We start from the raw sequence: 17,903 nt of genomic DNA, 5'->3' as shown, positions 1-17,903 counted from the left end.
CTTTAGAAGGACGCACATGATCCGCCCACAAGGAACCATCGCACCGATCCTGACGCCGTTCGAAAACGACGGCCGCATTGCCCGCGACCTCTGGATGTCACACGCCAAATGGGTGCTGGATCAGGGAGCGCACTTCCTGTCGCCGTTCGGCACCACGGGCGAGGCCTTGTCCGTCTCGTTGCGCGAGCGCATGCAAGCGCTGGAGTGGCTGGTCGAGGCCGGCATTTCGCCAGGCCGTCTGATGCCCGGCACCGGTGTCACAGCACTTGCCGAAACCGTCGAGCTGACGGCGCATGCCGTCGGGCTCGGCTGTGCCGGGGTGATGGTGCTGCCGTCGTTCTTCTATACGGCCGCCGGCGACAACGGACAGGCCCGCTACTATGGCGAGCTGATCGAACGGGTGGCGAACCCGGCGATGAGGATGATCCTCTACCACATCCCGCAGAATTCCGGCGTACCGGTGAGCCCGGCGCTGACCGCCCGCTTGAGCCAAGCGTTTCCGGATGTCGTGGTGGCTTACAAGGACAGCGCCGGCGATTGGAACAACACCGCGGCGGTCATTGCGGCAGCCCCAAGGGTCGCGGTGTTCCCGAGCTCGGAAGCACAGCTGACGAAAGGCCTCGCCAACGGTGCTGCGGGGTGCATCTCGGCGACGGTCAATCTGAATGCCCCAGCGATCCGGGCCCTCTACGACGCAGCACTGGCGGGAGAGGACATTACTGACGCGGATGCCGCCATCAAGGCGTTCCGCAAAATCATCCAGGACGCCGGCCTCATCTCCGCGATGAAGGCAGTGCTGGCGGTACGGTCCGGCGACAGACGCTGGCTGAACCTGCGCGCGCCGCATGAGAACGCGACGCAAGCCACCGGCGAAGCTTTGCTCGCCGCTCTCGGCCCGCTAGCCGACCATATCGGCCGGAGCTGACTATCGGGCCGTGTTCAGGGCGGCAGCAGCGCGTATCAGCGCCTTGAACGCATTCTCATCTATATCTTCGCCCTCACGGATATCGATGGCGCGCCTGGTGTTGCCTTCGAGACTGGAGTTGAACAGGCCTGAAGGATCCGGCAGGGAGGCGCCCTTTGCGAAGGTCACCTTCACGACGTTCTTGTAGGTCTCGCCGGTGCAGATTATTCCGGCGTGCGACCACACCGGAACGCCTCGCCACTTCCACTCCTCGACCACTTCCGGGTCAGCCTGCTTGACGAGAGCGCGGACATGGGAAAGCGTCTTGCCTCGCCAATCGCCCAGCTCACTGATCCTCGCATCTATCAGCTGAGAGGGAGAGCTCTCTGCATTTCCTTCCATAGAGCCACTCTTCATCATCATTGTCGCTTTCCCTAGGGTTGTTGCCGCTCGCCCGTCACATGAATACCGCTAGTCGGCACCGGGTTTGCGGGAATGACTCGCATTCCACTCACATTCGCTCGCCAGGCAACTGGCTGGCTTGCTTTACCCAGTCGGTGAGTTGAGCTTCGTCGAGCTGGTCGTCCTCGCGGATGTCGAAGTAGCGCACGTCCTTGTGCTTGGACTCGCCTGGAGGGACAGGATGCAGCGACGTGCCGCGGAAGAAAGCCAGCTTGATGTACTTTGTGAAGCAATGGAAGTTGAGGAACCAGCCTTGACCCTCTACGCCATAGAAGGGCGAGTTCCATTTGACGGCCTTGCGCAGGTTGGGAACGTTGCGCTCGATGAGTGCGTCGAGGCGGCGGCCGACGTCGCGTTTCCAGCCCGGCATGGCCGCGATGTAGGCCTGCACAGGAGCGTCACCATCACCCTTCGGGATCTGCGGGTTGCCGCCTGCGAGGAGGACCGGCTTGGCGGCTGCAGGCTTGGCGGCGGGCTTCTTCGCGACCGCCGCTGACTTGATGGACGTCTTGTTGGCCATGCGTTCACTCCAATGCGCCGGCGCCCCCTGCGTTGCGCCACTTGGGAGCGTAAGGCAGCACGAACATGTACAGACCGGTAAGCAGGAGCAAGCCGAGTGGAAACAGCGGCAAGAGGTATACCCAGTAGGCGGGCTCCTTGCCTACTCCCAGGCTGATGAAGATGGCGGCGACGACCGCCGCAAAGATAATCGACAGCCAGCGGTGGATCTGCCGAACCCATTTGTTCCAATCCATTGAGACCTCCTCTGAAGACGAAGCGGATCGGGCGGCCCGTTTGGCGACTCCCGCCGGGCAGCCACGCCACTGAGCGCATGCTTTACCAGCGCGCCAGTTGGGTGATTTGAACGAGGTTGCCGCAGTTGTCGTTCAGCTGGGCGATGGTCGAGCCGGTTACTTCGGTCGGCGGCATCGTGAACTCGGCGCCGCGCGCTTTTATGCGCTCGTAGTCGCCCTTGACGTTATCGGTGAAGAACATGACCGCGGGCTGGCCCTGCTGGAAAATGGCTTGCTGGTAGGCCTTGGCCGCCGGGTTGTCATTGAGCGCGAGTTGCAGCTCGGCACCGTCCGGCTCGTCGGGTGATGCGACGGTCAGCCAGCGAAACGGCCCATTGCTGAAATCGGCCTTCTTGGTAAAGCCGAGCGTTTCGGTGTAAAAGCCCAGTGCCTTTTCCTGGTCGTCCACGTATACTTTGGCCAACTTGATCTTCATTGGCTTGCCTCCATTATCGCCTCGTGATGTCGCTCTGTAACAGAGCCCTTGCTTGGATAGCCCAGCGGATCTCAGTCCGTCCGCGCCAGAACCTGCTCCAGATCGTCAAAGAACCTCGGCCAGCCGACTTTGGCACCCCGGAAGTAAGGCTGCTGATCCGGCCGGAAGCCCGACTGTTCCATGCGCAAGCGGGCTCCGGTGCTCGTGGGGGTGAGGGTCCAGGAGACGACACTCTTGAGATCCTTGGTATCCCACGTGTAAGTCAGTGTTCTGTTCGGCTCGACCGTCTGCACCTGACATTCGACAGCGCCCCAGTCTGCGTGAAAATTGAAACGGTGGTCCGCGACAGGTTTGAAGTCATTTTTCATGAGCCACTCCTCGATCAAGTGTGGTTGCGTGAGCGCGCGCCAGATCTTCTCGGGCGGATAAGCGATTTCCCGTTCGACAACGACGGAGAGCGTTTCGGTCGCCATTTCGTTCACTGGTCCATCCTTTTGAGCAGGTCTTCGAGGTCGTCGAACCGGCTCTGCCAGAACCCGGTCATCTGGCTTGTCCAGTCAATCAGGGGGGCAAGCGCAGCAAGCTGCGCGCTATAATGGGTCTGTCGCCCTGCATGGCGGTCGCGCACGAGCCCGGCCTGCCTCAAAACGCCGAGATGTTTTGACACGGCCGGTTGCGAGATCCCGGCCTGAGCCGTCAGAGCCCCGACCGTCTGCTCTCCTTCGCGACACAGCCGCTCAAAAATAGCGCGCCGAGTCGGATCGGCAAGCGTTCTGAAGAGCACATCGTGAGCGTTTGGCATTGGGATCGATAACCCTTCGGCTATTGGTCGATGTATAACCACCGGGATATGTATGAGTCAAGTGGGAAGCGGCATGTTTCTCGTTGCAGGTCACCTGCTTCGCTCACGCAGCCAGTTGCTTATTCGCCGTGCTCTGCACTGGAATTGTCACGCGTTATACGCTACATGACCATCTACATGGTCAGGAGCGTGACATGGACGCGGTCAATCTGGCGGACGCCAAGGCACATCTGAGTGAGCTCGTCGACCGGGTTGAAGCTGGAGACTCGATCGACATAACCCGGCGTGGCAAGCCGGTCGCCAGGCTCACGGCCGTGGCCCGCCCTCGCAAACGGATCGACGCCGTCCTGCTCCATTCCCTGACCGCAACCATGCCTCTGCAGGCTCAGGCTGCCGCCGATCTGGTGCGATCGATGCGAGATGGCGATCGCTATTGACGTCCTATCTCGATACTTCGCTGATCATCGCGGCGCTATCCAACGAAGCCATGACCGCGCGCGTTCAGGGCTGGCTGGCGGAGCAGGACCCAGCGCAACTTGTGATCAGCGACTGGACCATCACCGAGATGTCCTCCGCCATGGCGATCAAGCTTCGGACCGGACAGATCGACCTGGAGCAACGCGCGGCAGCGCTCGCGATGTTCAATAGGCTTGTCGCTGAGAGCTTCACCGTGCTGCCGGTGACGGGCGGGCATTTTCGGGTCGCCGCGAAATTCGCCGATCAGCATATCCTCGGGCTTCGTGCTGGCGACGCCCTGCACCTCGCGACGGCATCGGAGCATGGCGCCACGGTGTGGACCCTCGACCAGCGGCTCGCCGAGGCAGGACCGATTCTCGGCGTGCCGACGCAGTTGCTGGCATGATCGAGGCCCTCTCCTCCAAAATGAATAAACCGATTGGCTGCAATTCTTGACCTTGACGACTTGTGGATATACATTTCTTCCAGCGTATATCTAAGAGAGGAAGTGGCATGCAGGTCGCCAAATGGGGAAACAGTCTTGCGGTCCGCCTTCCCGCCGCTGTGGTCGAAGCGCTTGAACTCAGGGAAGGCGATGAGATCGAAATCCATGTCGCTGACGCCCGCCAGCTTGGCGTCGCGCGGAAGCCCGGGCGTGAGGAGTTGCTGAAGCGTCTCCGCGCCTTCCGCGGTCGGCTTCCCGCTGACTTCAAATTCGATCGGGACGAGGCAAATGCCCGTTAGTTTTTTCGATACCAATGTCCTTCTTTATATCGCGTCAGGCGACACGGCGAAGGCGGATCGGGCCGAGGCGGTCATCGCCGATGGCGGGGCGATCAGCGTGCAGGTTCTCAATGAACTCACCAATGTCGCGCGTCGGAAGATGCAAATGTCATGGGACGACACGCATGCGCTGCTGACCACGCTGCGCGGCCTGTTGACGGTTCATCCGCTCACGCTCGAGACCCACGAAACAGGATTGAGGCTCGCCGAGCGGTACGGCCTTTCCACCTATGACGCGATGATCGCCTCCGCGGCGGTTCACGCTGGCTGCGATACACTTTGGTCGGAGGACATGCAGCACGGAATGGCGCTCGACGAAGGCTTGCGCATCGTTAATCCCTTTCGCGTTGCGAGCTGATCACGCTCATTGAAGGGAGCTGGCCGGGAGCGAACTGGCGGCTTTCGATGTTGCCGAGCGGCGCGTCGGGCACGGAGAGCGATGCTGTCAACCACAAGCGTCTGCGCGGGCGAGGAGAAAGGCCGCTTCGCGCACGTTGCGGGTGAGCTTGGCCGCAGCCTCGAATTCGGCGCGGGCCTCGGCCAGCCGGCCGGCCCGAAACAGAAAATCGCCCCTCGCCGCCGGCAATGGCGCATAATTGCGCAAGGCGGCGGCGTCGGCAATCTCGTCTACCAGCCGCAGGCCCGCTTCGGGCCCGAAGGCCATGCTGTGCGCGACCGCTCGATTGAGATCGACCACCGGCGAGGGCATCACTGCACGCAGCCGGTCGTAGAGCGCTGCGATACGGGGCCAGTCGGTATCGGCCGGACTGCGCGCCCGCGCGTGACAGGCTGCAAGCGCGGCCTGCAACACATAGGGGCCATCGCCCCCGAGGGCTTCGGCACGGGCCAGCGCGTCAAGGCCTCGGCGGATCAGCAGCTGGTCCCAGCGCGCGCGGTTTTGCTCGGTCAGGGTCAAGAGGGCGCCGTCCGGCCCGATGCGTGCCGGCAGGCGCGATGCCTGGATTTCCATCAGAGCCAGCAGGCCGAACACCTCGGCATCCTCGGCCATCAACCCCGCCAGCATGCGGCCGAGCCGTTGTGCCTCCAGGCACAGGCTCGGCCGGACAAGGTCGTCGCCTGCCGTGGCAGCATAGCCTTCATTGAAGATGAGGTAGATGACCTCCAGCACCGAGGACAGACGCGCCGCACGCTCGGCGCCGCGCGGCACCTCGAAGCTGAGCCCGGCCTTTCCGATCGTCCTCTTTGCGCGGACGATGCGCTGGGCGATCGTCACCTCGCTCGACAGGAAAGCACGGGCGATCTCGTCCGTCGTCAGGCCGCCGATGACACGCAGCGTGAGGGCCGCGCGGGCGTCGGCCGAAAGTATGGGGTGGCAGGCTGTGAAGATGAGGCCCAGCAGCTCGTCGCCAAGATCGTCGTTCATGGCCATTTCGTTTCCCTCGGCCGTACCATCGCACTCGCCGTCCAGCTCCCGCGCGATCTCCTCATGCTTGCGCTCGCGCATCTTGTCGTGACGGATCGCGTCGATGGCGCGGCGTTTGGCGACCGTCATCAGCCAAGCGCCGGGATTGGCCGGAACGCCGGTCCTGGACCATTCGGATAGGGCTATGACGAGGGCGTCCTGCACCAGTTCCTCTGCAAGATCGACATTGCGCACGAGGCGGGCCAGGCCCGCGATGAGCCGGGCACGTTCAATGCGAAAAATCGCCTCGATCGCCTGCTGCGTCTCGCCTGCCGTCATGCTGCCTTATCGGCCAAAGCCATAACGAAGGCAAAACAGGTTGCGGCCAACAGGTTCAGTTGCCGCTGAGCTTCTCGCGCGTCCGGTCATGGATTTGCGTGACCTCCGGCGTCAGATTCCCATTGCCAATCAGCCATCTCGTACAGCGGCCGGATTTCAATCTCGCTCGGTCCCGGCATGGGATTGGGGCAGCGCTTCACCCAGGCGACCGCCTCGTCCATGTCCTTGACTTCCCAGAGCCAAAAACCGGCGACCAGTTCTCGGGTCTCGGCGAAAGGCCCGTCGATGACCGTCCGGCGGGGACCATCGAACGCAACGCGCTTGCCCTGCGAGGAGGGCTTGAGGCCATCGGCGTCGAGCAAGATGCCGGCATTGCGCAGCTCGTCGTTGAACCTGCCCATCGCCTCCATCGCCTCCTTCGCCTCGGGCGTGGGGACAAAGCCCTTTTCGCTGTCTTCGGTAGCCTTCACGAGCACCATCACACGCATCGTCTGTCTCCTTGTTGAGCCGGACTCACCGGCCGGCATCGAAACGACGAACGGAGTTTAGGAAATCGACATTGTCCTGCAAATTTTTTTCGAGGTTGAGGAGAAAGCCGCCGATCGCGGCTCCCCTGGTCAGGAATCGCGATGGCGCGATATCGAGATTGGGCGCAACGCTGGTCGCCGATTGTAAGTAATTGAGTGGCCCGCCTAAACCATTTCGGGACGTTTTGAAGCCTCGCGGATCGCCTTGTGTACGCTGCGCTGCAAATCCATGAAGGCCGGGGTTTCCATGACCTCTTCCCGGCGCGGGCGCTCGATGTCGACATTGAAGGTCTGCATGATGCGTCCCGGGCCGATCCCCATCACGACGATGCGGTCCGACAGGTAGACGGCTTCTTCCACATCATGGGTGACGAAGAGCACGGTGAGCCTGTGCTCCTCCCAGATCTGCGTCAGGAGTTCCTGCATCTGATGCCTGGTCAGGGCATCGAGCGCGCCAAAGGGCTCGTCCATCAGAAGCATTTTGGGTCGATAGGAAAGAGCACGCGCTATGGCCACCCGTTGCTTCATGCCGCCCGAAAGCTCAGACGGATAACGATTGGCGCTGTGCGGGAGCTTGACCAGATCGAGATGCTCGCGTGCTATCCTGCGGCAGGTCGCGCGATCATGACCCGCGGCCTTGAGGGCGAACTCGATATTCTGCTGCGCCGTCAGCCAGGGAAGCAGGGTGTAGGACTGGAAGACGACGCCGCGGTCGAGGCCCGGCTGCAGGATCGGCGCGCCATCGATGGCAATATCTCCCGCGTCGAAATCCTGCAGTCCGGCAACGATCGACAGCAGCGTGCTCTTGCCGCAACCCGACGTGCCCACCAGCGAGACGAACTCGTTGTCGGCAAGATCGAGGTTGATATCGCGCAGCACTTCCGTGCGCCGCGCGCCCGTGCCGAAGCTCTTGTGGAGACCCTCGATCCGCAGTTTGGGCAAACTCATCGGCCCGGCCTCATTGCACGTGGCCCTCCTGCCGGAACAGCACTTTTCCCAGTGCCTTCATGACCTGGTCGGTAATGAGGCCAAGCACGCCCAGCAGCAGGATGTAGCCGATGATGGTGTTTGTCTGGAAATAGCGTTGGGACACGGTGATGCGGTAGCCGAGGCCTGATGTCGCCGCGACAAGTTCCGCCAACACCAGCCAGGTCCATGCCCAGCCGAGACTGATGCGTAACGTATCCCAGATGCCTGGCAAGGCGCTGGGAACCACAATGCGCGTCAGGATCCTGCGATCCGGCAGGCCGAGTGTCCTGCCAAGGCCAATGAAATCAGCGGGAACCCGCTTCACATTGTCCATGATCATCAGCACCTGCTGAAAGAAGGTGCCGATGAAGATGATCAGGAACTTCTGGGCATCGCCGGTCCCCGACCACAGGATGGAGAGGGGCACGAAAGCGACCACCGGCATGTAGCGGATAAAATCCACAAGCGGCTCGATCGCCGCTTCCCAGGTCCTGAAGCTGCCGATCAGCACGCCAATCGGAATCGCCAATGCCGAGGCGATGAGGAAGCCAATGGAAATACGGTATATCGAGGCTCTGACATCCAGCCACAGCGTGCCGTCACCCGAGAGCTTGCCGAGCTGGGTCACCACGCTCCCCGGCGAGGGCAGGAAAATCGGCTTTACCAGCCCCAGCCCCGTTGCCGCCCACCAGGCGAGACCGAGGCCGGCAAAAACCGCCACTGCTATCATCAGGAAGCGCGAGCGTGCGATGGGCGCGCCGAGCCCGGTGGAGGGGCGACGGCGCATCGGCTGTTTGATCACCGGCCCCGGCGCTGCGTGAGACGGGCTTGGCTTGGTCGCACGCTGCTCGGACATTTGCGTCACCACCGCGAGCCGGCCCTCGTCATTTCGCGGCCTTGACGAATGACGGGTCGATCATCTGCTCCGGCGTCACGTCCGCCTGAAGCAGCCCGGCGTTCTTGGCGGCTGCCTCGACATCGGCGAATGTCTTGGTGGAAAATTCGCCCGTCAGCGCATCCTTGTTTTCGGCGAGAGTATAGTAACGCACGCCATCAAAGGCGGTGTTGAGGTCTTCGACGCTCGAACCGACTGCCTTGGAGATGATCGCCCGGCCGTCGGGCGTGTCGGCATTGTAAGCCTTCAGGGCCGCATCCCAGGTTTTGATCATGGCAAGCACCTGGCCGGGACGCGACTTGATCACCTCATCGCGCACCACGAACACGTCGCTGATCAGGCCGGGATCTTCGCCTGCGGTGAAGAGCAGCTTGACGTCCTTGTTCTGTGCCCTGGCCGCGGTGAGATAGGGCTCATAGGTCACCGCCACCGGGACCTGGCCGGCGATCAACGCACTGCCGGCATCCGCCGCCGGCATTGGAACCGGCTGGACATCGGCGATGGACATGCCATTCTTGGCGAGCGCGTATTTGAGCAGGATGTCGCTCGTCGTGCCTTCCTCAAAAGCGACCTGTTTGCCCTTGAGGTCGGCGACGGAGGCGATGTCCTTGCCGGCGATCATGGCGTCCGCCGTCATGCTGACGTCGAGCAGAAGCACGATCTTCACCGGCAGGCCGGCCGCTACCATGCCCATAGCCGTGTGGGTCGCGATGTTGGCGGCATCGAGCTGGCCGCTCGCCAGGGCGGCGTTGATGTCCTTGTCCTCGGCGAAGTTCACGATCTGTACGTCGGACAGCCCGCTTGCCTTGAACAGACCCTTGGCTTCGGCGACGTGCCACTGGCCGTAGCCAAGCCATGGCTCGATGCCGATCTTGAATGTTCCTGCCTCAGGCGTCGCCGGAATTGTCGTGTCGGCCGCGTAGACCGCCGGGGCAAACCCGACGGCAGCAGCCATAACGAGTGCCCGAAATTGTCCTGCTAGGTTACGCATCATCTTGTTCCCCTTGATGATCAGGCCGCTTTTTTGAACCAAACATCCGGCCTGGTGAGAATGCGGGCTTCTGCCCTTGCGGCACCGTGCCTCGGCATCTTAGCTGTTCGTTCAACGAAAGTGCGACGACACTTCAACGTCAGCAACAGCGGATGTCAAGGCTAAATACATACATGCATATACAAGTTAGCCCCCTCCTTCCGACTCTGATTCGCTTCACTGCGATCAGGTTTTTTTGGATGGAGAATATCGACTGCCAAGCGAGTAGCGGCTGCCAACGTAAGTCAGCTTGCTGATCGTGGCAACGACGGCGCCCGTCCATGTCCGGCGATGCAGAAACAGGCAGCAGCTGCCGACGTCGACGCCCAGATACCGCGCCGTCTCGGCATCGGCAGGGGTCGCCGAGATGATGTGCTCGACCTCCGTCACCGGGGTTTTCTGCATGAGATAGTCGTAGGTCGCTGTCCTGGAAAAATCCTGCTTGTCATAGTCGGGTATCAGGCCCGGGTTGACGAAGCGCTCTTCCAGTTGCACAGGCAGGTCGTTCTCGAAGTTAACGACGATGGAATGATAGACCGACACGCGCTTTGCAAACTCGAACGAAAGCGCGAGCTCCTTTGTCGGCATGATCTTTTCGAGGACGATAACCTCGGAGCGATGCCTGTTTCCCCGCGCGACAATTTCCGCCGCGATGTTGTTGATCTCGATCAGTGCGGATTGCGGTCGAGGTGGCGCGATGAATGTGCCGACGCCCTGGAGCCGGATCAGAAAACCCGCAGAGGTCAACTCCCGCAAGGCACGATGGACCGTCATCCGAGACACGCCGAGTGTCGCCACGAATTCATTTTCGGAAGGCAGCTTGCGGTCCTTGCTCCATCGCCCCGTTCCGATGTTCGTCAGGATGTAGTCCTTGACCTTCTCGTAAAGAGGGCTGGCGGTGTCGGGCAAAGTTATCATTTCAAAAATCCTTTCCGGCAAGGTTCGGAAATCACACGCGCCCGGCACACCGCATCCGGATGATCGTTTTCAAGCCGTCACCCTGCCCCGCCAACAGCCGCTCATAGGCTGCGGGAACATCATCCAGGCCGATCTCGCGGTCGATCAGTTCGACCATGGGCTCGGTCAATTCGCCGAGCATCCGAATGGCGTCGGGAAGCTCATCGGCAAAGGCGTGGCATCCCAGCAATGCTATTTCGCGTTCAACCAGGATGTTGGGATCGATATCGAGGCGGCCATGGAATATGCCGACCATCGCAACGGTGCCGCCGGCATCGAGAACGCCGAGCAACTGGCCGAGTGCTGCGACGCTGCCGGTTGCTTCGACGGCAGCGAGCAAGGGGGCATCCGCGGTGGCGGCGGCAATGGCGTCCCGGTTCAAATCGACGATGCTGGCGCCGGTCACACGCGCCACGCGGGCGCAGCGGCCAGGGTTGCGATCGGCGACGAGCACGGTACCTGCGAATGTCCGGGAAAGCAGCAGTGCGGCAAGCCCGCCGATAGTCCCGCAGCCGACGACAAGAACGGAGCCGGCCGTTTTCGGCAGACGCCGCACTGCGTGCAACGCTACAGCCAGCGGCTCGGCCATCGCCGCGACCCGTTCGTCAAGCGCGGCATCGACGACGTGCAGCAGGCGTGCGGGCAGGACCGCCTGTTCGGCAAATCCGCCGTCGCATATCTCGCCGACAAAGCCCAGCGACGTGCAAAGATGCCGCCTGCCTGCATGGCATTGCGCGCATTCTCCACACCAGAAACGGGAATCGGCGACCACGCGGTCGCCAACAGCGACGGTGTCCACGCCCTCGCCGATGGCGATCACCGTGCCTGTCAGCTCATGGCCAGCCGTCGAAGGCGATCGGCTTATCCATTGGCCCGTGCGGAAGTTGTGGAGATCGGAACCGCAAATGCCTGCGGCATCGACCCTCAGCTTCACCCAGCCCGGCTCGGGAGCGCCTGGCGCGGCGATATCCTCGACGCGCAAGTCGCCGGGTCCATGGAGTCGCGCCGCCCTCATCGTCATCGTTTCCGCTCAGCCGGCGAGATAGCGATCGCGGATCTCCGAAACCGCGTTCTCATGCGAGCTGAATCCTTCGTAGCGGGCGAGCCTGCGGGCATGCAGGGCGAGTTCCGGATAGGCCGCCGAGGTCACATAGCCGACCGACGATCTCTTGACGAAATCCGTCACGGAAAGCGGTCCAAAGGTTCGCGCCCACCGGCTGGTCGGCAGCACCGCATTGGGTCCCAGGACGAAGTTGGCGAGGGTCACCGGCGTATGCGGACCCATGAGGATCTCGGCAGCTTCCGTGATACGTCCGAGATGCGCAAATGGCTCCGTTGACAGAATCTCGAGGTGCTCCGGCGCATAGTCGTTGATGAAGCGGTAGCTGTCCTCCAGCGACTCGGTCAGCACGATGCCGCCGCGCTTCCCAGTCAGCACCGCGCGTGAGAACTCCACACGCTGTTCGCTCATCCGGGACCAGTGTTCCGGTATCGCAATCAACGCGGCTTCGGCGACCTTGCGGCTGTGCGTCACCAGGTAGGCCGAGGAATCCGGCCCGTGCTCGGCCTCGATCAACAGGTCAAGAGCAGCCAGGCCGCCGTCGACGCTGTGATCGGCAAAAATGATCGCTTCGGAAGGACCGGCGGGCAGACCTGTGTTGATGATCGGGGACAACACGCTCTTTGCCGCCACCACCCACGGGCTCCCCGGCCCGACGATCTTGACGGCAGGCTTCACGGTCTCGGTTCCATAGGCGACGGCGGCGACCGCATGGGCGCCGCCGCACTTGTACACGGTCTCCACGCCGGCGAGGCGGGCAGCAACCAGCGTCGCGGCGTCGACGGAACCATCCGAAGTCGCAGGCGTCACGATCGCGATCTGGGGAACCCCGGCAATCACCGCCGGAACCGAGGTCATCATCGTCACCGAGGGAAAGGCGCCTTTGCCGCGCGGAACATAAAGCGCAACGGAAGCAATCGGTGTGTATCGGTCGCCCGCATAGGCGCCCGGCCGAACTTCCTTGAGCCACATCGTTTCCGGGCGCTGCTCCTCGTGGAAATGCCTTATGTTCTCGATGCCGAACCGGATACTCTCCACGACATCCTTCTCGACCTTGTCGAATGCCGCGTCGAACTCCGCTTCCGAAACTTTCAGTCCACCGTCGGCAACATCGGCTTTGTCGAGTTCGCGTGCAAACCGGAGCAATGCCGCGTCACCTTCATCCTTGACGGCCTGGATGATTGGACGGACCTTTTCGATGAAGGAAGACAGATCTCCTTCGGCGCGTTTCAGTAAACTGGCCCGCTGATCGACACTGAGGGATGACAGGCGGTGGAAGCTGACGTCAGACATGGCGGCTCCTTTTCTTAGAACGCAATTACGATTAGCGCTTGTCGATCACTTCTGGGACACGTCTCCGGCCCCTGAAGCCTTCAAATCGATGCGAGAAAGCCTCCATCCACGGGAATGGACTGGCCGGTTATGTAGGCTGCCGCATCCGAAGCGAGGAACACCGCGATTCCGTGCAGGTCCGAGAGATCACCAAAACGGCGCTGCGGAATCTTGGCGAGCATCGATTGCTGCCATGCCTCGTTGCTGTAGAACACGTCTGTCATCGCTGTCCTGAAATAGCCAGGCGCAATGGCGTTGACCCGGATCCCGAGATCGGCCCACTCCGCTGCAAGCGCCCGCGTCATGCCGAGGAGGCCTGATTTCGACGAGCCGTACGGCACCGCCGTGGGAACCCCAACCTCGGAGGTCAGCGAGCAGAGATTGATAATGACGCCGGGCCGTCCGGCGTCTCTCATCTGCCGCGCGGCGGCTTGGGCGCAGAAGAAGGCGCCTTTGAGATTCGTATCGACAATCCTGTCCCACAAGACCTCGTCGACATCGAGTGAAGGCCGGACCTCTTCCGTACCTGCATTGTTGACGAGAATATCGAGACCTCCGAGCAGGCTGCCGGCCTCGGCTGTCGCCGCCAGGCAGCGGTCGACATCGGTGACGTCCAGGGCGATGGCGTGCGCGACCCCGCCGGCGGTGCGGATGGCGGCCATCGTCTTCTCGAGCGAGGCCACGCTGCGCGCCGTGACCGCGACGTCGGCGCCGGCCGCGCTGAGCGCCTCGGCGATGCTGCGCCCGATGCCACGGCTTGCGCCGGTTACAAGCGCCTTCCTGCCTGACAGATCGAAGAGAGATGCGTTGCGCATGTCATCCTCCTTGGTAATGTCGCGCTTGGACCGATCGCGTCGAGACTATCCGAATGCAGCTTATCTATACAAGCATGTACATCATGGCTGTAGTGCGCCATGCGGAACTTTGCTTGTCAGAGCGGCAGCGCATTGGCCGACATCGGACCGGACTACGCGGTTCGCCCCAGCCCATCTGGAGTTCATCGGGAGGGATAGATGAAGCGCGCAGTAGACCACGACGCGATGAGCGTGGTTGGCTATACCACCCCCTGGAGTGCCAAAGCAGGCCAGCGGATCAAGCTCAGCCTGTCATGCGATCGGCCGATAAAGGCCACACGAATTTGCCGGCTCGACAAGCCGGCTCCGGAATTTCTCGCCTGGCCCATCGAAACGGTAGGTGAAGCACGGCGTCGGCATTTCGACCAAGGGTCGTTCCTGTTCGTGCGAGCCGGCGAACTGGCCAAAGTACAAGCCGTCCACGGCATACGTTTTGAGCTGTTCCTCACGCGCAACGAAGGTGCGCGCACGATCCTGGAGGCAGGCGCCCTCGGGCTGCGCCTCCGCGACGGCGCATTTGTCGTGGAAATCGGCGGCGAAACCCTTGTCGAGAAGAAGGCGCCAACTGGTGTGTGGCTCACTGTCGAGTTGGACCTGCGGCAGGAGCAGTTGCGCCTGCGCATCAAATCCCATGACCGTCTCGCGCCTTACGAACTCCACGAAGGTTTTGCCAGCCCTGAGCGGACCCTCCAGGCGCACGACATCCATTTCGGCGCAAGTGCCACCAACCACGAACCTACCCTCAACGCGAAATTTGCTGCGATCCGGCTCGACACCCCACAGGGGACCATTGCCTGGGATTTCCCGACGCTGTTACCAACGCAGCCGATCCTGTCGTCGGGCGGAGCAGATCCGTTGCTCCTCGACGTGATCAATCAGCCAGCCTTCTGCGTGACTTCGGCACGCTGGGACGGATCGAGCTTCGAGCCTCGCTTGGTGCCGTCGCACTACGACGCTATCCATTGCCACGACGACGACATCGGCCCGCTTGGGTGGCCGGTCTCGCACCGCGCGACGATCCCCGAAAACGCACACCCAGGCGTCTACGCGTTCCAGGTCGAATGGGAGGGTGGCTACGAACGCGTGGTGTTCTTCGTCACCTCTTCACAGGTTTCGTCGCCGCTGTTGTATCTCGTGCCGACGGCCACCTATCTCGCTTATGCGGACGAATATCTCCCGGATCATCTTTATGAATGGAAAGGCGACGACCGGGGACATCGCTTCGCGATCTCCAACAATCTGAAATCCCTTTACGACTACCATTCCGACCTTAGCGGTGTTTCCATCTGCTCCTACAAAAAGCCGAAAGTGACGCTCAGGGACGATTACGATTATCCGCTCTGCGGCTGCCCACACAATTTGCCGGTCGATCTGCACTTCCTCCGATTCTGCCACGACAATGGAATCGTGTTTGACGTCATGACCGATCACGATTTGCACGAATGCGGCATAGACGGTTTGCGTCGACATCAAGCCGTCGTCACCGGCAGTCATCCCGAATATATGTCGATCGAGATGGAGCAGGCGCTGCGGCAGTTTGTGGCCGAAGGCGGCAGCATCGCCTATCTCGGCGGAAACGGCTTTGCTGCCACTGTGGCTTTCAAGGACGATCTGATGGAGTTGCGGCGCTCGCCGCTGGAGGCCGGCCGAACCTGGGACGGCCCGGTCGCCGAACAGGCGCTGTCGATCACCAACGAACCAGGCGGCTATCTCCGTTGCCGCGGCCGAGGCGAATTCACGCTGATCGGTGGCGCGATCTCACTGATGGGTTTCGATGGCGCACGCCCCTTCACGCGCACTGAGGAAAGCCATGAAGCAGGATGCGCATGGCTGTTCGAAGGCGTTGAAAATGCGACCTTCGGCACCGACGGCATCGTGCTGGGCGGTGCCGCGGGCTACGAAGTGGATGCGACGGATCCAGCCCTCGGCACTTCCGCTGACACCGTCGTGATCGCGCGGGCGACGGGATTTCCCGACAGCTTCTTCCAGGATCCGACGCGCTGGTATGAGGGCGGGGATAGGCAACGCATCGCCCGCCGCTGCGCCGAAATGACCCTGCGAAAGCTCGCAGCAGGCGGCTTGATCTTTTCCGCAAGCTCGGTTGCCTGGTGCGGCGCGCTGCCAGCCGCAGGCGCCATGAACGATGTCGGCAGGATCACGCTCAATCTGCTTACCCGCCTCGGTGCCACGAAAGGAGAACCCGGCCGAGAAAAATGGATAAGCTGATTGGCGCCGTTACGGAAAGACCCGTATCCGGTTTTGGGAATCAAATCAGTCGGCGTGCACCGGCTTCGTCTCACATGTCTCTCGCCACCTGGCGGACGGCAGTTGCCTCAGCCGCAACCTTCAGGTGCGCTGCTTTGACAAACGGCGCTGAACCAGAATTTGGCGCGGCATCAACGACACCCTCGCCGACCAGGCAAGGAAGCTAGGTATCCCTTCTTCGGCGGCGCGCAAGCGTTGTCGGACTATCCCGCAACGAATTGTCGGAACTGACCGATCTGGCCCGTCCTTGGGTCTCACCAGCGCAAGGAAGAAGCGATGAGAGACCTGATCTTGAAGATGTCCATATCGATCGACGGCTTCGTGAGTGACCTGGATGGCCGAAACACATGGATGTTCGGCGCCGATCAAGAGGCGAAGGCCTGGGGCGTAGAGTTCATATGGAACTCGAGCCTGCACATCATGGGCAGCCGCAGCTTCCGTGACATGGCCGCCTGGTGGCCGATCTCCTGCGACCAGTTCGCGGCGCCGATGAACCAGATCCCCAAGGCCGTCTTCTCACGACGGGGACCGGAGATCCTGAGGGAGGTGAGCAAGTCGGCGGCGCTCGATGAGGCTCGCGCCGTCAACGCGGGAACCGGACAGCCGGCGAAGTTGCAGCCCGGTGGTGAAAGTTGGGCGGAGGCCTATGTGGCGAGCGGTGACTTGGCGGAGGAAGTCGCGAAGTTGAAAGCCCAAGAGGGCAAGCCGATCATCGCCCACGGCGGAGTGAGCTTCGCCCGCAGTCTCGTCGCCCAAGGACTGGTCGACCAGCTCGCCCTGACGGTGGCCCCCGTGGCGCTGGGCAAAGGCCTGCCGCTGTTCTCCGAACTGGTCGCGCCGATGTCTCTCAAGCTGGTGAGCTCGAAAGCCTTCCCGGGGGGCGCGGTGGCGCAGATTTACCGGCCAACGTGAACACGTCAGAGAATGTGTGCAACCAACGAACCGACGAAGTGAGGGCGAGGTATAAATGAATGCGATCCCTTCGGATCGTCGTCGATCGATAGGAGCCTGTGCATGGCGAAGCTTGTATTCGGAATGATGCAGTCGCTCGACGGCTATGTCGCTGGCGCCGAGGGCGGGCCCGGGCTGCCGATGCCCGGAGAGGCGCTCCATCGCCACTTCAACGCCCATGTGCGCGGGATCGCCGGCAGCCTCTACGGCCGGCGCATGTACGAGGTAATGCGCTATTGGGACGAGGATCAGTCGGGACAGGACCAGGTCGGGCGCGACTTTGCGGCGGCCTGGCGGGCGCAGCCGAAATGGGTCGTCTCTCGCACCCTGAAGTCGGTCGGGCCGAACGCCACGCTGGTGGACGACGATCTCAAAGGGTTCGTTAGGGCGCTTAAAGCCGAACACGAGGGCGAGATCGAAGTCGCCGGACCGGAGCTTGCGGGTAGTCTGACCGAGCTTGGCCTTATCGATGAGTACCGGCTCTACTTCCGTCCCATCGTGCTTGGTCGCGGCAAGCCATTCTTCGCCGGCCCGCGGCCGCCGCTGCGTCTCGTGGCCAGCGACCGGGTTGGCGAGGACGCCATCAGGTTGACGTACGTTCCCGCCTGATCACAACCCACCCGACACCCTAACGTCCGTCGGACCGAATTTGAGCTCATTCCCACTCGATCGTTTTGAGCCATGGTAACGCGTTGACGCGGCAGCACAAACTTTTCTGCACGCC

General features: G+C 62.0%; 23 protein-coding genes. 8 read left to right on the top strand and 15 right to left on the bottom strand.

The features are described from left to right. Positions 1 to 16: 16 nt before the first annotated feature. Positions 17 to 925, top strand: a complete 909-nt coding sequence (locus NKI54_RS08425) for a dihydrodipicolinate synthase family protein (RefSeq protein ID WP_352578802.1) — start codon at positions 17 to 19, stop codon at positions 923 to 925. Here the strand turns inward: NKI54_RS08425 and NKI54_RS08420 are convergent, their stop codons facing one another. The 6 genes from NKI54_RS08420 to NKI54_RS08395 form a co-directional block, all read right to left on the bottom strand. Next, positions 926 to 1,324 (bottom strand): DUF1801 domain-containing protein, encoded by a 399-nt coding sequence (locus NKI54_RS08420; RefSeq protein ID WP_292654454.1) that lies wholly within the window; start codon positions 1,322 to 1,324, stop codon positions 926 to 928. A 91-nt stretch (positions 1,325 to 1,415) separates the two neighbouring features. After that, complete coding sequence (locus NKI54_RS08415) at positions 1,416 to 1,886, bottom strand: DUF1801 domain-containing protein (RefSeq protein WP_352691124.1); 471 nt, start codon at positions 1,884 to 1,886, stop codon at positions 1,416 to 1,418. 4 nt (positions 1,887 to 1,890) lie between these two features. Then, on the bottom strand, positions 1,891 to 2,121 hold the full coding sequence (locus tag NKI54_RS08410; protein ID WP_352578800.1) for a hypothetical protein: 231 nt from the start codon (positions 2,119 to 2,121) through the stop codon (positions 1,891 to 1,893). Positions 2,122 to 2,203: 82 nt separating this feature from the next. Then, entirely contained in the window at positions 2,204 to 2,596 is a 393-nt protein-coding gene (locus NKI54_RS08405) for a VOC family protein (RefSeq protein WP_352451012.1), read from the bottom strand. Positions 2,597 to 2,667: 71 nt separating this feature from the next. Further along, entirely contained in the window at positions 2,668 to 3,078 is a 411-nt protein-coding gene (locus tag NKI54_RS08400; protein WP_352578799.1) for an SRPBCC family protein, read from the bottom strand. Beyond that, a complete protein-coding gene (locus NKI54_RS08395) occupies positions 3,075 to 3,398 on the bottom strand; it encodes an ArsR/SmtB family transcription factor (protein WP_023716560.1) in 324 nt (107 codons plus the stop codon). The genes NKI54_RS08400 and NKI54_RS08395 overlap by 4 nt, the downstream gene beginning before the upstream one ends. Before the next feature lie 194 nt (positions 3,399 to 3,592). On the opposite strand from NKI54_RS08395, the gene NKI54_RS08390 reads away from it, so the two are divergent. The 4 genes from NKI54_RS08390 (at position 3,593) to NKI54_RS08375 (ending at position 4,995) form a co-directional block, all read left to right on the top strand. Then, the gene (locus tag NKI54_RS08390) at positions 3,593 to 3,835 is read left to right on the top strand and encodes a type II toxin-antitoxin system Phd/YefM family antitoxin (RefSeq protein WP_352691121.1); all 243 of its coding nucleotides are present in this window, start codon (positions 3,593 to 3,595) and stop codon (positions 3,833 to 3,835) included. Continuing rightward, positions 3,832 to 4,260, top strand: a complete 429-nt coding sequence (locus NKI54_RS08385) for a type II toxin-antitoxin system VapC family toxin (protein ID WP_352578798.1) — start codon at positions 3,832 to 3,834, stop codon at positions 4,258 to 4,260. Before NKI54_RS08390 ends, NKI54_RS08385 begins: the two co-directional genes overlap by 4 nt. A gap of 107 nt (positions 4,261 to 4,367) precedes the next feature. Next, positions 4,368 to 4,598 (top strand): AbrB/MazE/SpoVT family DNA-binding domain-containing protein, encoded by a 231-nt coding sequence (locus NKI54_RS08380; RefSeq protein WP_023676182.1) that lies wholly within the window; start codon positions 4,368 to 4,370, stop codon positions 4,596 to 4,598. After that, positions 4,588 to 4,995, top strand: coding sequence for a PIN domain-containing protein (locus NKI54_RS08375; protein WP_352578797.1), 408 nt, complete (start codon positions 4,588 to 4,590; stop codon positions 4,993 to 4,995). Before NKI54_RS08380 ends, NKI54_RS08375 begins: the two co-directional genes overlap by 11 nt. Before the next feature lie 87 nt (positions 4,996 to 5,082). On the opposite strand, the gene NKI54_RS08370 is transcribed toward NKI54_RS08375, so the two are convergent. From NKI54_RS08370 to NKI54_RS08330, 9 genes are all read right to left on the bottom strand, one after another. Continuing rightward, a complete protein-coding gene (locus NKI54_RS08370; protein ID WP_352634581.1) occupies positions 5,083 to 6,339 on the bottom strand; it encodes an RNA polymerase sigma factor in 1,257 nt (418 codons plus the stop codon). A gap of 86 nt (positions 6,340 to 6,425) precedes the next feature. After that, a complete protein-coding gene (locus NKI54_RS08365; RefSeq protein ID WP_352578795.1) occupies positions 6,426 to 6,827 on the bottom strand; it encodes a YciI family protein in 402 nt (133 codons plus the stop codon). A gap of 204 nt (positions 6,828 to 7,031) precedes the next feature. Then, complete coding sequence (locus tag NKI54_RS08360) at positions 7,032 to 7,814, bottom strand: ABC transporter ATP-binding protein (RefSeq protein WP_352634583.1); 783 nt, start codon at positions 7,812 to 7,814, stop codon at positions 7,032 to 7,034. Between the two features lie 10 nt (positions 7,815 to 7,824). Continuing rightward, positions 7,825 to 8,622 (bottom strand): ABC transporter permease, encoded by a 798-nt coding sequence (locus NKI54_RS08355; RefSeq protein ID WP_502898207.1) that lies wholly within the window; start codon positions 8,620 to 8,622, stop codon positions 7,825 to 7,827. 97 nt (positions 8,623 to 8,719) lie between these two features. Next, positions 8,720 to 9,721 (bottom strand): ABC transporter substrate-binding protein, encoded by a 1,002-nt coding sequence (locus NKI54_RS08350; protein WP_023676187.1) that lies wholly within the window; start codon positions 9,719 to 9,721, stop codon positions 8,720 to 8,722. A gap of 225 nt (positions 9,722 to 9,946) precedes the next feature. Then, positions 9,947 to 10,678, bottom strand: a complete 732-nt coding sequence (gene hutC / locus NKI54_RS08345) for a histidine utilization transcriptional repressor HutC (RefSeq protein ID WP_352691118.1) — start codon at positions 10,676 to 10,678, stop codon at positions 9,947 to 9,949. A 31-nt stretch (positions 10,679 to 10,709) separates the two neighbouring features. Beyond that, positions 10,710 to 11,732, bottom strand: a complete 1,023-nt coding sequence (locus tag NKI54_RS08340) for a zinc-dependent alcohol dehydrogenase (RefSeq protein WP_352691116.1) — start codon at positions 11,730 to 11,732, stop codon at positions 10,710 to 10,712. 15 nt (positions 11,733 to 11,747) lie between these two features. After that, positions 11,748 to 13,070 (bottom strand): histidinol dehydrogenase, encoded by a 1,323-nt coding sequence (gene hisD / locus NKI54_RS08335; RefSeq protein WP_352569218.1) that lies wholly within the window; start codon positions 13,068 to 13,070, stop codon positions 11,748 to 11,750. A gap of 80 nt (positions 13,071 to 13,150) precedes the next feature. After that, entirely contained in the window at positions 13,151 to 13,924 is a 774-nt protein-coding gene (locus NKI54_RS08330; protein ID WP_023676191.1) for an SDR family NAD(P)-dependent oxidoreductase, read from the bottom strand. A 198-nt stretch (positions 13,925 to 14,122) separates the two neighbouring features. Between NKI54_RS08330 and NKI54_RS08325 the strand changes: the two genes are divergently transcribed. The 3 genes from NKI54_RS08325 (at position 14,123) to NKI54_RS08315 (ending at position 17,788) form a co-directional block, all read left to right on the top strand. Beyond that, positions 14,123 to 16,189, top strand: coding sequence for a N,N-dimethylformamidase beta subunit family domain-containing protein (locus tag NKI54_RS08325; RefSeq protein WP_023676192.1), 2,067 nt, complete (start codon positions 14,123 to 14,125; stop codon positions 16,187 to 16,189). A 315-nt stretch (positions 16,190 to 16,504) separates the two neighbouring features. Next, complete coding sequence (locus tag NKI54_RS08320; protein ID WP_023676193.1) at positions 16,505 to 17,140, top strand: dihydrofolate reductase family protein; 636 nt, start codon at positions 16,505 to 16,507, stop codon at positions 17,138 to 17,140. A gap of 102 nt (positions 17,141 to 17,242) precedes the next feature. Further along, positions 17,243 to 17,788 carry a dihydrofolate reductase family protein gene (locus tag NKI54_RS08315; RefSeq protein WP_352634588.1) on the top strand — a complete coding sequence of 182 codons (546 nt, stop codon included), beginning with the start codon at positions 17,243 to 17,245 and terminating at the stop codon, positions 17,786 to 17,788. Positions 17,789 to 17,903: the final 115 nt, after the last annotated feature.

Origin of the sequence: Mesorhizobium sp. M0663 (genome assembly GCF_040320585.1) — a bacterium.
Taxonomy (GTDB): Bacteria; Pseudomonadota; Alphaproteobacteria; order Rhizobiales; family Rhizobiaceae; genus Mesorhizobium.
Note: the sequence above shows the minus strand (reverse complement) of the source record. Positions and strands in the feature narration are given on the sequence as shown.

Bases quoted from the DNA above. Each gene is read 5' to 3' on its own strand.
- NKI54_RS08425 (WP_352578802.1), top strand. From the start codon at position 17: ATGATCCGCCCACAAGGAACCATCGCACCGATCCTGACGCCGTTCGAA.
- NKI54_RS08420 (WP_292654454.1), bottom strand. From the start codon at position 1,324: ATGATGAAGAGTGGCTCTATGGAAGGAAATGCAGAGAGCTCTCCCTCT.
- NKI54_RS08415 (WP_352691124.1), bottom strand. From the start codon at position 1,886: ATGGCCAACAAGACGTCCATCAAGTCAGCGGCGGTCGCGAAGAAGCCC.
- NKI54_RS08410 (WP_352578800.1), bottom strand. From the start codon at position 2,121: ATGGATTGGAACAAATGGGTTCGGCAGATCCACCGCTGGCTGTCGATT.
- NKI54_RS08405 (WP_352451012.1), bottom strand. From the start codon at position 2,596: ATGAAGATCAAGTTGGCCAAAGTATACGTGGACGACCAGGAAAAGGCA.
- NKI54_RS08395 (WP_023716560.1), bottom strand. From the start codon at position 3,398: ATGCCAAACGCTCACGATGTGCTCTTCAGAACGCTTGCCGATCCGACT.
- NKI54_RS08390 (WP_352691121.1), top strand. From the start codon at position 3,593: ATGGACGCGGTCAATCTGGCGGACGCCAAGGCACATCTGAGTGAGCTC.
- NKI54_RS08380 (WP_023676182.1), top strand. From the start codon at position 4,368: ATGCAGGTCGCCAAATGGGGAAACAGTCTTGCGGTCCGCCTTCCCGCC.
- NKI54_RS08375 (WP_352578797.1), top strand. From the start codon at position 4,588: ATGCCCGTTAGTTTTTTCGATACCAATGTCCTTCTTTATATCGCGTCA.
- NKI54_RS08370 (WP_352634581.1), bottom strand. From the start codon at position 6,339: ATGACGGCAGGCGAGACGCAGCAGGCGATCGAGGCGATTTTTCGCATT.
- NKI54_RS08365 (WP_352578795.1), bottom strand. From the start codon at position 6,827: ATGCGTGTGATGGTGCTCGTGAAGGCTACCGAAGACAGCGAAAAGGGC.
- NKI54_RS08360 (WP_352634583.1), bottom strand. From the start codon at position 7,814: ATGAGTTTGCCCAAACTGCGGATCGAGGGTCTCCACAAGAGCTTCGGC.
- NKI54_RS08355 (WP_502898207.1), bottom strand. From the start codon at position 8,622: ATGCGCCGTCGCCCCTCCACCGGGCTCGGCGCGCCCATCGCACGCTCG.
- NKI54_RS08350 (WP_023676187.1), bottom strand. From the start codon at position 9,721: ATGCGTAACCTAGCAGGACAATTTCGGGCACTCGTTATGGCTGCTGCC.
- hutC (WP_352691118.1), bottom strand. From the start codon at position 10,678: ATGATAACTTTGCCCGACACCGCCAGCCCTCTTTACGAGAAGGTCAAG.
- NKI54_RS08340 (WP_352691116.1), bottom strand. From the start codon at position 11,732: ATGAGGGCGGCGCGACTCCATGGACCCGGCGACTTGCGCGTCGAGGAT.
- hisD (WP_352569218.1), bottom strand. From the start codon at position 13,070: ATGTCTGACGTCAGCTTCCACCGCCTGTCATCCCTCAGTGTCGATCAG.
- NKI54_RS08330 (WP_023676191.1), bottom strand. From the start codon at position 13,924: ATGCGCAACGCATCTCTCTTCGATCTGTCAGGCAGGAAGGCGCTTGTA.
- NKI54_RS08325 (WP_023676192.1), top strand. From the start codon at position 14,123: ATGAAGCGCGCAGTAGACCACGACGCGATGAGCGTGGTTGGCTATACC.
- NKI54_RS08320 (WP_023676193.1), top strand. From the start codon at position 16,505: ATGAGAGACCTGATCTTGAAGATGTCCATATCGATCGACGGCTTCGTG.
- NKI54_RS08315 (WP_352634588.1), top strand. From the start codon at position 17,243: ATGGCGAAGCTTGTATTCGGAATGATGCAGTCGCTCGACGGCTATGTC.